Consider the following 12,052-nt stretch of genomic DNA (forward strand, 5'->3'; position numbering starts at 1 on the left):
CGCGATCCGGCAGGGTGTCGGTGTCACCACGAGCGCCACCGACACAGGAGCCCCCGATGCGCAAGCTGATCAACTCGACCTACGTCACCCTCGACGGCGTCATCGAGAACCCCATGTGGACCATGCCGTACTTCGACGACGAGGCCAGCGCCTTCGCCGGGGCGCAGACCGACGCCGCCGACGCGGTGCTGATGGGCCGCGTCACGTACGACGGCATGTCCGTCGCCTGGCCGGCCCAAGACGAGAGCGACCCGACCACGGGCGCGGCCTACTTCAACAACGTCCGCAAGTATGTCGCCTCGACCACGCTGACCGACCCCACCTGGAACAACACCCGGGTGCTCGCCGGCGACCTGGTGGAGGGGGTCCGCAAGCTCAAGGCCCAGGAGGGCAAGGACATCATCCAGTACGGCTTCGGCTCGGTCACCGCGCAGCTGGTCACGGCGGGACTGGTGGACGAGGTGCGGTTCTGGATCCACCCTGTTCTCGCCGGTGGCGCCAGCATGTCGGCGCCCCTGGAGGACTTCAAGGCGTCGTTCGAGCTGATCGACGCCAAGGTCATGAAGAGCGGCGTGGTCATCGCCTCGTACCGGCCGGGGCCGGTCGGGTGACGGCCGCACCGGCCTGGGCCCGGGCCTCACCCGGGCCGAGCCGCCCGCCCTCGGCGAACAGCGCGTCGAAGCGTTCCCGCCCGAGCGCGGCGACCAGCCGCCCGGTCACCCGGTCGGTTTCGTCGCGCTCCGCGGGCGCGGCCGGGGCCTGCGCGGCCAGCCGGGCAGCGGCGGCGGCACCCAGCAGTCGGGAGGCGACCTCGGGCGGCCCCGCCGCCGACGCCATCCCCTCCAGGGCGGCGGCGGCATCCCGCGGTGACCCCATCGCCTGCGCGACGTCGAACGCCTCCAGGTGCAGGGGCAGCCCGGCGGCCGGGTCACCGCCCTGCTCGGCGGCGAAGCCGAGCTCGACGAGGACCATCGGCAGGTAGAGCGCGGGCCGCGTCTCGCGGCGGCCCCGCTCGGCGACGCGTGTCAGGTGGCCGGTGGCCACGTCGAGCTCGCCCGCGCGGCGGGCGGCGATGCCGAGGCTGGTCTCCGCGAAGACCATCGCGGCCGGGGCGTCCTGCTCCACCGCCAGCCCGTACGCGCGCCCGGCCAGCTCCCGGGCGCGCCCGTGGTCGCGGGTCTGCACCGCGAGCCAGGCCAGCTTGCTGCCCACCTCCGGCCACAGGGACAGCTCCTCGGCCCAGCGCAACCCCTCCCGGTGCAGGGCGGCGGCGCGCTCGTGCTCGCCGCGCATCTCGGCCAGGCCGCCCACCCAGTCGGTGGCCTGCAACCGGCCCCACCGGTCGCCGATCGCGGCGAACAGCACCGCGCTGCGGCTCCCGGCGGGCAACAGCTCCGCCGCCAGCGCCAGCTCGCTGCGGTCGATCAGCGCGTGCGCGACGAACCACGCTGCCCGGCCGTCGACCCGGCCGGCCAGCGCGGCGTGGACCTCGCCCGGCACGATCGGTTCGCCCTGCAACAGCGCGAAGCCGACCACGGCGCGCTCTCCGGCATCGGCACCTCGTTCGGCGTGATCCTGCCGCTGCTGTCGAGGACCTGGCGGGGTGGCCCCGCCTGGTCGCCAGGATGAAGGTCCTCGACGCGCGCCTGCCGCAGTGGACGCCCGCGCAGATCCACGCGCTGGCCGCCCCCACCATGATCGTGCTGGGCGATGCGGACATCGTCCGTCCGGAGCACGCCGTGGAGATGTTTTGGCTGCTCGGCGGCGGGGTGGCCGGCGACCTGGCCGGCCTGCCGGCTGGCGATCCTGCCCGGCACCACCCACAGCACGGTCCCGCAGCGCGCCGAGTGGCTCGCCCCGATGATCGACGAGTTCCTGGACGAGGTCTGACCGTTCCCACCGGGCGCGTGGAGCGGGCTGCGCCGGCGACAGCGTCACCGGCGCGGCCCGCTCATGATCCGCGGGCGGGACCTAGCTGTTGGCGACGAGCCGCCAACGGTTGTCGGCGCTGCCGTTGTCCGAGTCCTGCACGGCCTGCGCGCCCTGGGCGGTGGAGCCGTTGAGGATGCCGAGCAGCTTGCCGCTGTGGACGTTGCGGATCTTGTAGGTGCCGTCGCCCTGGTTCAGCAGGGTCCAGAGGTGGTCGGCGGTGCCGTTGTCCCCCCACTGTAGGACGCGGGCGTTGTCGGCGGTGGACATGTTCTCGACGCCGAGGACCTTGCCGCTGTTGACGTTGCGGAACTTGACGTTGCTGCCCTCGGTCACGACGACCCAGTTGTGGTCGGCGGTGCCGGTGTCGCCCCACTGGATGGCGAGTCCGCCGTCGGCGGTGGACATGTTCTGGACACCGAGGACCAGGCCGCTGCCGACGTTGACCAGCTTGTGGGTGGTGGTGCCGGTGCCGCCGTTGACGCTCCAGTAGACGGTGTAGTTGTAGCCGTGCGCGTCCTGGAACGGCGCGAGGTTGACCGTGGCGCCGTTCGCGGTGGCGGTGAACGCGAGCGAGCTGGTGCTGGTGCGGGTGACCGACGAGCCGTTGAGCGACGGCAGGGCGTTCAGGGTGGTGTTGCCGTAGTTGCCGGCCAGCACCAGCGGGCCGTAGGTGACCGCGGCGACGGCGGCGTTGTCGTTGGCGGGCGAGAGCACGACCCGCATCGGCAGCCGTACGGTGACGGTGTCGCCCGCGGCCCAGGTGCGGGTGACCGTGGCGTAGCTGCCGGGCGTGGTCGCCACGCTCTGCGTCGCGCCGTTGACGGCGATCGTCGCGCCGGTGGCCCAGGCCGGGATGCGTACCCGGATGCTCCACGACCCGCTCATCGTGCCGGACAGGGTGAGGGTGGTGGTGTCGCCGACCGGGTAGTTGGTGCTCTGGGTGACCGTGATGCCGCGCTGGGACCAGTTCAGCGTCGACGGCGCGAACAGGTTCACGGTGAGCGTGGTGCCGTTGTGGAAGTAGATCGAGTCCATCAACCTGGTGTTGATCTCGATGCCGGTGCCCTGGCAGCACCAGAACGAGTTGTAGTCGGTGCTCCACGTGCCGCCGCCCCAGGCCGGTCCCACGCCCCGGCGCCCGCCCGGCTTGAGCGGGGTGAAGTACGTGACGTGGCCGTGGCCGTCGGCCGGGTTCTGGGCGCCGATGACGTGGTTGGCCAGGGCGCGCTCGTAGTAGTCGAAGTAGGCCGCCCGGTTCGGGTCGGTCAGCCACAGCTCCCGGGTCAGCTTCAGCATGTTGACCGTGTTGCAGTGCTCGCAGGTGTCGTTGGCGAGATAGCCGGCGATCGCGTTGGGTGGGCGGAAGTGCTCGGCCTGACTGTTGCCGCCGATGACGTAGGTGTGCGCGTTCACGGTCATGTTCCACGCGTTGCTGGCGATGTCGCGGTACCGGGTGGTGCCGGTCGCCTTGAACTCGCGCGCCGCGCCGATCCACTTGGGCACCTGGGTGTTGGCGTGCAGCCCGTTGAGCTGATCGGAGTTGCTGGCGAGCGGGTTGAACACGGCGGCGTGGTCGAACCGCTGGGCGACGGTCAGCCAGCGGCCGTCGCCGGTGTGCTGGTAGAGGTCGGCGAGCGCCTCGTTCATGCCGCCGAACTCGGTGCCCAGCATGGCCTGCATCTGGCTGGAGCTCAGCCGGGCGGTGCGGGTGTCGACCCAGCCGGCCAGCGCCAGCAGCACGGTGCGGGCCTGGGTGTTGCCGATGTAGCGCCAGACGTCCAGCAGCCCGATCAGGGTCTTGTGGATGCAGTAGTAGGGCACGTTGCCGTTGGACAGCGTGCGTGCCTCCAGCGCCGCGAAGTCCGACTCGGGGAACCCGGACAGGTAGCCCGCGGTGAACCCGGCCGCACCGTTGTTCGCCTGGCACTTGGCCAGCTCGGCGACCATGTAGTTCGCCTTGTCGCGGCAGGTGGTGTCGCCGAGAACCGCGTACGCCTGGGCCCAGGCGGTCAGGAAGTGCCCCTGCATGTGGGTGCGGAACGGGAACGACGGCGCGTCCCAGCCCCCGTTGGACGCGGCGCCGTTGGTGGACAGCCGGTGGTTGGCGCGGAAGTTGTACAGCAGCCGGTCGACATCGACGAACCGCAGGTAGCTCAGCGTCCGGTTCTGGTTGTCCAGCCAGCGGCCGGCGGTCAGCCGCACCTGGCCCAGCTCGAACGGGTACGCCGAGACGCCGGTGTCCGGCCGCGCCGGCGGGACCACCAGCGCCGCGGCGGCCGGTCGTGAGCCGGCGAACGGGGTGCCGGCTGCGGAGACGACCGCGGTCGCGCCGGCGGCCTGCAACAGGCGTCGCCGGTCGATGGACGGGGACATCGGACCTCCAAGGGGTGTGGGCCGGGGACGGAAACTGCGGCCCGAGGACAGGTTGCGGAGCCCGGGACGCCGCCGGGCCCGGCCGAGACAAGTCGCGTTAACGTTCACATATGATGACTGACATGTTACGTTCGGAGCCCGAACTGATTCAAGATGGTGATTCTATCGAGGTTCTTACGATCAGGAGGCGGACGCGTTTGCACCGGTGAACCGCCACCTCGCCGGCTGTGACCGATGGCGTCGACTGGTTCGGGGCAGACCACTGCAAGACTCGCGGCCGGCAGGCCGAAATGTTATCGCTATCAACCGAGGGTTGAGGGGCGTCGACGCGGCGCGGCCGGCTTCATGGTCACACGGGTGGCGGCGCTACGCTGCTGCGGGTGATCAGCGTCGGGGACACGGTCTGCCGCAGCGTGCGGTCGGCACCGGATTCGATCTGCGTCAGCAGCAGGGCGAGGCTGGCCTTCGCCACGGTGTCGAAGTCCGGGCGGACGGTGGTCAGCGGCGGGATGAAGTAGGCCGCGTCGGGCACGTCGTCGAAGCCGACGACGCTGACCTCTTCCGGCACCCGTCGGCCGTGCTCGTGCAGCGCGTGCAGCACGCCCAGGGCGAGATCGTCGTTGGCGGTGAAGATCGCGGTCACCCCCGGCGTCCGCGCCAGCATCTGCCCGCAGCGGTAACCCGACGCCGCCGACCAGTCCGCCTGCAACACGGGAGGCGCCTCCGCCCCCGCCACCCGCAACGTCTCCCGCCACCCCGCGATCCGGCCGGCGCTGTCGAACCAGTCGCCCGGGCCCGAGACGTGCCAGACGGTCCGGTGGCCCGCGTCGAGGAGATGCTGGGTGGCCAGCCGGCCACCCTCCACCTGGTCGATGGTGACCAGCGGTTCCGGCCGGCGGGGGTCACCGTCGACGGTGACGAGCGGGATGTCGGTGGGCAGGCAGTCCAGCGCCTCGCCGGCGGACTCCACGGGCGCGATCACCACGATCCCGGCGACCCGGTGCGCCAGGTGCCGTTCGACGACGGCCGTGATGGAGTCGCGGTCCAGGTTGCGTACGCTGCCCACGCTGACGGCGAAGCCCGCCTCGGCCGCGGCGAGTTCGAAGGCCGAGAGCAGGGACGCCGGGCCGTAGAGCGTGGTGTTGAGCGCCACCACGCCCAGGACCTGTGACCGCCCGGTGACCAGCGCGCGGGCCGCGCGGTTCGGGCGGTAGCCGAGCTGGCTGATCGCGGCCTGCACCCGCAGCCGGGTCTGCTCCCGGACATTGGGGTGCCCGTTGAGGACGCGCGACACGGTCTGGTGCGACACCCCGGCGAGGCGGGCCACGTCTCTCATCGCAGGACCGCGCGCGGTCATCCCACCCACCTCTCCGTCCGCCCTCGCGACCCGTCGGCACCCGGATGGTCGAGCCCGGCGCTTCACCGGACAGCGGCCTTGAGGTAAACGGACATACGCCGTGGACAACGCTGAATCAGCGAGAGTCTACGCGGCGGTGGCCTCGGCGGGGCTGGAGAAACCAGCCGGGCTGCGGCCCTGGGCCGTGATATTCGTCATCACGGATCGCGGGCGGCGCGGAACCGGCGGCGGGTGGTGGTCTGCGGCGACACCTTCCTTCTTCGCCGTGTCGCCGGTGGTCGACGGCGCGTCGGGCGTGGGACGGGAATGCATCGATCAAGTCGGATGCTACCGAAGTCAGTCGATGACGACAAGGAGAGGCTTCCGAGGGGCCACCGGGTGTCGATCAGCGGGCCCTGGGGGCGGCGGTGCTGTCCCGCACGACGAGCGTGGTCGCCAGCTCGACGCGGGTCCGGGCGAGGCGTTGGTTCGCGGCCAGGGCGATCACCATGCGGGCCGGCCGCCTCCATCTCGGTCAGCGGCTGCTCCACCGACGTCATCGCCGGGCCACACAGCCTGGTGTACGGGATGTCGTCGAAGCCCACGACGCTGAGGTCCCGGGGAATGCGCCGGCCGGCCAGACGGGCCGCCTCGTAGACCCCAGGGCCTGCAGGTCGTTGCCGCACAGCACGGCAGTCGGGGCCGGGGCGAGCCGCTGGGCAGCTCCTCGATCTCGCCACGCGCGCGCCGCCCAGGCCCGGGATCGTCCGACATGGAGCCGGATTGGGCCATGGTGGCTCCACGGCTCCACGGCTCCACAAGGCCGGCGGGGCGACAAAAGCGGCGGGCGGGGCGACAGGGCCTTGAACATCCGCACCCACCGATGTTAGAAAGTGTGCGGCGATGTTCCCCTCTTATCGTTCCTGTTGATCCTTGTTTCGTGCTGTGCCGAGCCCGGGAGCCGACCATGCCAGACGCCCGACCACGCCCGCCCGACCACGCCCGCCCGGCCGCGCCCGCCCGCTCCGGTCCCGGCTCCTGCGCGCCGCCCTCGGGCTCGCGCTCGCCGCCGGGGCGCTCGTCGGGCCGACCGGCGCATCCGCCACCGCGGTCCCCGCCGCCGCAGCGGTGCTCCCGGACCCGCCGCCGCACACCCTGCCCGTCCCGGCGGTCGACCCGGCGGGCGGGCCGAAGACCGCCGCCGACGTCTACCGCTACCTGGAGGACCCGCAGCTGACGGGCGAGGGGCAGCAGCCGCCGCACGCCGACCTGAGGCCGTACCCGGACGTGCGCGCCGCCGTGGCCGACGTGACCGAGCATGCCGCCCGCAACAGCGAGGTGCGCTCCCTCAACGGCCAGTGGCGGCTGCGGATCTACGACCGCCCCGACGACGTGCCGGCCGGCTTCCCCGCCGCCACGTTCGACGAACGGGCCTTCCCGAAGGCGCAGGTGCCGCACACCTGGCAGTCGGACTTCATCGACCATCCGATGTTCCGCAACGTCGCCGAGGAGATCTGGCCCGACGACCCGCCCCGGGTGCCGCGCGACGTCAACCCGACCGGCGCCTACCTGCGCACCTTCGACCTGCCCGCCGACTGGTCCGGCGACCAGGTCGTGCTCCGCTTCGAGGGCGTCACCAGCGGCTACTTCGTGTGGGTCAACGGCGGATACGTCGGCTACGACCAGGGCGGCTATACGCCAGCGGAGTTCGACGTGACCGCGCGGCTCAAGCCCGGCCGCAACCGGATCGCCGTGCAGGTGCACCGGTGGGGCTCCGGCTCCTACCTGGAGGACGTCGACCAGTGGCGCTACAGCGGGATCTTCCGCGACGTGACGCTGCGCCGCACCGGAGCGAGCTGGCTGCGCGACGCGTACGTCACCACCGACCTGGACACCGACTACCGCGACGCCACCCTCTCCGCCCGGGTGGACGTGGCCCGCTCGGCACGGGGCGCGACCGGCCGGCACACCGTACGCGGCAGGCTGCTGGATGCCCACGGGCGGACGGTGACCACCCTGACCGGGGCGCTCGACCTGGCCACGGACGCCACCGGCGGCCGGGTCACCCTGACCGGCGCGGTCACCGACCCGGCCAAGTGGAGCGCCGAGGAGCCCACCCTCTACACGCTCGCCCTGGAGCTGCTCGGCCCCGACGGCCGGGCCCTGCACACCACCGCCCAGCCGGTCGGCTTCCGCGAGGTCGAGGTCCGCGACCGGCAGGTGCTCGTCAACGGGCGGCGGATCCTGGTCAAGGGCACCAACCGGGCCGAGACCGACCCGGACACCGGCCGGCACCAGAGCCGCGAGCGGCAACGTGCCGACGTGTTCGCCATGAAGCGGCTGCACCTCAACGCCGTGCGCACCTCGCACTACCCGTCGGACCCGTACCTCTACGACCTGGCCGACCGGCACGGGCTGTGGGTCGCCGACGAGATCGACATCGAGACCCACGCCCACGAGAACTGCCCCACCGACTGCCTGGCCGACCGGCCGGAGTGGGCCGCCGCCTTCGCCGACCGGTTCGCCGCGATGGTCGCCCGGGACAAGAACCACCCCAGCGTCATCATGTGGGACACGGGCAACGAGGCGGGCCTCGGCTCGGCGCACCACGCCATGGCCGCCTGGGCCGACGCCAACGAGCCGACCCGGCTGCTCTACCACCAGTCCAACAACCCCGACGGCGACGCGCCCTTCGCCGACGTGTCCGGGCCGCGCTACCCGACCCCCGCCCGGCTGGAGGCCAAGGCGGTCGGCGGCACCAAACCGCAGATCATGGGGGAGTACGCGCACGCCATGGGCAACGGGCTGGGCAACTTCGACCAGTTCTGGGCGTTGGCCCGCCGCTACCCGCAGATCCAGGGCGGATTCGTCTGGGACTGGGCGGAGCAGAACCTGGGCCAGCCGCTGGTGTTCACCCCGGACTCCTCGCCAGGGCGGGTCCAGACCTTCCTGGTCGGCAAGCCCGAGCCGGCACCCGGGCGGCCCGGGCGCGGCCAGGCCGTCGCCCTGTCCAGCCTGGACGACTTCGTCGACGTGTTCCGCGACCGTAGCCTCGACGTCGCCGGCTCCGCGCTCACCCTGGACGCCTGGGTCAAGCCGGGACAGTGGGCCGGCAGCCTGCCCGTCGTGACCAAGGGCCAGGCGTACGGGATCGAGATGCGCGACGAGGACACCCTGGAGTTCGCCGTCGACGCCGGGGGCAGCCGCGCCACGGTCACCGCCGACGTGCCCGCCGACTGGTACGACGCCTGGCACCGGGTCACCGGCGTCTACGACGGCGCGACGCTGCGCCTGCTCGTCGACGGCCGGGAGGCCGGCAGCACCGCGCGCACCGGCGCGATCGACCCCGGCCTGTGGGAGGTCAACGTCGGCCGCAACGCGGAGACCCAGCGGGACAACGACTGGGGCCGCCGCCTCGGCCGAGGGCTCGTCGACGACGTGCGGATCTACCCGACCGCACTGTCGGCCGCCGACCTGGCCGCCGATCCCGTCCACCGGGCGGTCCTCGCGCTCGACTTCGACACCTTCGACCGCGACGGCGACTTCCTCAGCCTGGGCCGCAGCCTCTCCGGCACCGACGGGCTGGTCGGCTCCGACCGCTACCTCCAGCCGGAGACCGCCGAGCTGGCCTGGGCGCAGGCGCCGATCCGGTTCACCGCCGTCGACGCGGCGGCCGGCAAGATCCGCGTGCACAACGAGCAGCAGGCCGGGACGCACCGGGTGCGGCTGCGCTGGGCGCAGACGGAGGTCGACCGGACCCTGCGCTCCGGCAGCCGGACGTTGACCCTGGCCCCCGGCCAGAGCGTCGAGGTCGACCTCGGGGCCGCGCCGGCCAACCCGCACGACCGGCAGCGGTCGCTCATCCTCACCGCCGCGAGCACCCGGGACACGGCGTGGGCGAAGGCCGGTTGGGTCCTCGGGCAGGACCAGTTCTCCCTCGGCGGCGCCGTCGTGCCCGGGGTGCTGCCCGGCCCGCCGCCGACCGGGCCGGCGCCCCGGGCCCGCCGCGACGGCGACGTGCTGACCGTCTCCGGCGACGGCTGGCGGTACCGCCTCGACGCCGCCACCGGGCAGCTCACCTCCATGACCGCCGACGGCCGCGAGCTGCTGCGCGCCGCCGGGCAGCTCGACGTGTACCGCCCGCCGACCAGCAACGAGACCTACGACTGGGGCACCGCCGACCGGGAAATCTGGCACGAGCTGGGCCTGGACCGGCTGCGCACCGAGGTGACCGGGTTCGACACGTCCACGTCTGGCGGCGAGATGGTCGTCCGGGTGACGTCCACGTCGGCCGGGCCGGGCACCGGGGAGCTGCTGTCGTTCGCGCAGACCCGCACCTACCGCATCGACGCGCGGGGCACCGTCAGCCTCAGTCACGACGTGGTGCCCGCCGGCTCCCGGATCGGCTCCCTGCCGTACCTGCCCCGGGTGGGCGTGGCGATCCAGGTCCCCGCCGGGCTCGACCGGTTCGCCTGGTACGGGCGCGGCCCGCACGAGACGTACAACGACCGGCGCAGCGGGGCGCTGATGGGCGTGTGGCGCAGCACCGTCGACGAGGAGTACGTGCGCTACTCCCGCCCCCAGGCGTACGGCAACCACACCGACGCGGCGTGGGCGACGCTCAGCGACGGCCGCCGTTCGGGGCTGCTCGTCGGCGGCGACCTCGACGTCAGCGTCACCCCGTACGACGACCTGGACCGGGCCGAGTACGACCACCAGCTGCCGTTGGTGCGCAACGACGGCTGGGTGACCCTGCACGCCGCGGCCGGCGAGAGCGGAATGGGGGAAACCCCCAACTCGGTGCTGCCCCCGTTCGCGGTCTCCGCGACCGAGGCGCACCACCAGGAACTCGTGCTGCGCCCGCTCACCGTCGCGGAGGTGCGCGCCGGCGGGGTCGTCGACTCGCGGGCCCCCGCCCCGTGCCCGCCCGCCGTGGCGGCGACCACGGACGGGCAGCTCACGCCCGGCACCGCCGAGCCCGTCGAGGTGACGGTGACCGCGCGCTGCGCCGCCGGCCTGCGCGACGTCACCGCCACCCTCGCCGCCCCGCCGGGCTGGACCGTCACGCCGAGCACCGCCGACCTCGGCACGGTCGCGGCCGGCGCGCCGGAGACGGCGACGTTCGAGGTGACCGCGCCGCCCGGCACGGACCTCGGGTCGTACGACCTGACGGCCACCGTCACCGCGACCTCGTCGGCCGGCTTCCGCAGCTCGGTGACCGCGCCGGCCACCGTGCGCACGCCGCTGCCACCCGACCAGGTGTGGCTGAGCGACCAGCCGTGGCGGGCCGAGTCCAACGGCTGGGGCCCGGTAGAGAAGGACCGCAGCAACGGCGAGCAGGCCGGCGGCGACGGCGGCCCGCTGCGCATCGGCGGCGTCACCTACGACAAGGGGCTGGGCGTCCACGCGCCCTCGGTGGTCTCGCTGGACCTGGCCGGCCGCTGCACGTCGTTCCGCTCCGACGTCGGGGTCGACGACGAGACCGGCAACAACGGGTCCGTGGCGTTCGAGGTGTGGGTCGACGGGGTGCGCAAGGTGCAGACGCCGGTGCTCACCGGTTCCGCCGGGGCGCAGCGGCTCGCCGTGGACGTCACCGGCGGCCGGCGCCTCGAACTGCGGGTCACCGACGGCGGCAACGGGGTCGGCAACGACCACGGTGACTGGGCGGCGGCCCGCCTGGCCTGCGCCGGCTGAGCCGGGCGAGGGGCGGGAGGCAACTCCCGCTCCTCGCCGGGCTGAAGGCGGCTCACGTGCCTCGCCGGCGGGCGCGGTCGGTCAGGCGGGGCTGCGGACGAACGTCTCCTCGCTCCACGCCCCGCCGTCGGACTCCAGGCGCACCGTCAGCCGGTCGTCGGCGCAGCGGTACGTGCCGGTGCTCTCCTCCGCCACGGTGGTCGTGCCCACCTCACGGTCGTCGACTCGCAGCACCACCTCGTCGCCAGCGGTGACCTGGTCGTACTGGCGGTACCGCCCGTCGCTGGCCGACCAGCGGTAGGTCACCACGCCCCGGTGCACATACCACACGGTGTGCCCGTCGAGCGTGCCCTGGGCGGCGGACAGGTCGTACAGATCGGTCGCCGTGCCGTCGGCCCGGTAGGCGGTGGCGAAGCCGCCCTCCGGTCCGCTGGTGAGGTCGACGGTGCTGTCGTGGGTGAGGCCGGCCAGCCCGCCGAGCAGTGAGTCGGCCGGGACCGGCAGGTGGTACCGGCCGGCGGTGAGCCGCCACACCCCGACCAGGCAGGGATCCCGGCTCACGGTCGTCGTGGCCGCCGGGCGGGACACCACCAGCGCGGCCGTGCCGGCGCAGGCGAGCAGAACGGCGATCCCGGCCGCCGTCCAGCGCCGGCGGCGCGCGGGGCCGGCCAGCCCGGCGGCGAGGACGGCTCCGACGGCGGCGGCGCTCGCCGCCGC

The 12,052-nt window shown here is 73.3% G+C and carries 7 protein-coding genes and 1 pseudogene; 3 read left to right on the forward strand and 5 right to left on the reverse strand.

Annotation, left to right across the window (positions count from 1 at the left end; translation table 11 throughout):
- Positions 1 to 56 precede the first annotated feature (56 nt).
- Positions 57 to 611: a dihydrofolate reductase family protein gene (locus ACFT41_RS15875; protein ID WP_377584427.1), complete on the forward strand. Its 555-nt coding sequence runs from the start codon at positions 57 to 59 to the stop codon at positions 609 to 611.
- Here the strand turns inward: ACFT41_RS15875 and ACFT41_RS15880 are convergent.
- Positions 577 to 1,536, reverse strand: coding sequence for a hypothetical protein (locus ACFT41_RS15880; RefSeq protein ID WP_377584424.1), 960 nt, complete (start codon positions 1,534 to 1,536; stop codon positions 577 to 579). The genes ACFT41_RS15875 and ACFT41_RS15880 overlap by 35 nt on opposite strands.
- A gap of 174 nt (positions 1,537 to 1,710) precedes the next feature.
- On the opposite strand from ACFT41_RS15880, the gene ACFT41_RS15885 reads away from it, so the two are divergent.
- Complete coding sequence (locus tag ACFT41_RS15885; RefSeq protein ID WP_377613895.1) at positions 1,711 to 1,890, forward strand: hypothetical protein; 180 nt, start codon at positions 1,711 to 1,713, stop codon at positions 1,888 to 1,890.
- 81 nt (positions 1,891 to 1,971) lie between these two features.
- Here the strand turns inward: ACFT41_RS15885 and ACFT41_RS15890 are convergent, their stop codons facing one another.
- The 3 genes and pseudogenes from ACFT41_RS15890 to ACFT41_RS15900 form a co-directional block, all read right to left on the reverse strand.
- The gene (locus ACFT41_RS15890) at positions 1,972 to 4,305 is read right to left on the reverse strand and encodes a beta-L-arabinofuranosidase domain-containing protein (RefSeq protein ID WP_377584421.1); all 2,334 of its coding nucleotides are present in this window, start codon (positions 4,303 to 4,305) and stop codon (positions 1,972 to 1,974) included.
- A 349-nt stretch (positions 4,306 to 4,654) separates the two neighbouring features.
- Entirely contained in the window at positions 4,655 to 5,641 is a 987-nt protein-coding gene (locus tag ACFT41_RS15895) for a LacI family DNA-binding transcriptional regulator (RefSeq protein ID WP_377584419.1), read from the reverse strand.
- A gap of 539 nt (positions 5,642 to 6,180) precedes the next feature.
- Positions 6,181 to 6,522: pseudogene (locus ACFT41_RS15900) on the reverse strand (substrate-binding domain-containing protein); the annotation flags it as partial.
- A 64-nt stretch (positions 6,523 to 6,586) separates the two neighbouring features.
- Here ACFT41_RS15900 and ACFT41_RS15905 point away from each other — a divergent pair.
- Positions 6,587 to 11,335 (forward strand): glycoside hydrolase family 2 TIM barrel-domain containing protein, encoded by a 4,749-nt coding sequence (locus tag ACFT41_RS15905; RefSeq protein ID WP_377584416.1) that lies wholly within the window; start codon positions 6,587 to 6,589, stop codon positions 11,333 to 11,335.
- Between the two features lie 81 nt (positions 11,336 to 11,416).
- Here ACFT41_RS15905 and ACFT41_RS15910 read toward each other — a convergent pair.
- Positions 11,417 to 12,052: hypothetical protein (locus tag ACFT41_RS15910; RefSeq protein WP_377613896.1), on the reverse strand; the 636-nt coding region annotated here is incomplete at its 5' end.

This window comes from Micromonospora sp. NPDC057141, assembly GCF_042670805.1.
Lineage (GTDB): Bacteria > Actinomycetota > Actinomycetes > Mycobacteriales > Micromonosporaceae > Micromonospora.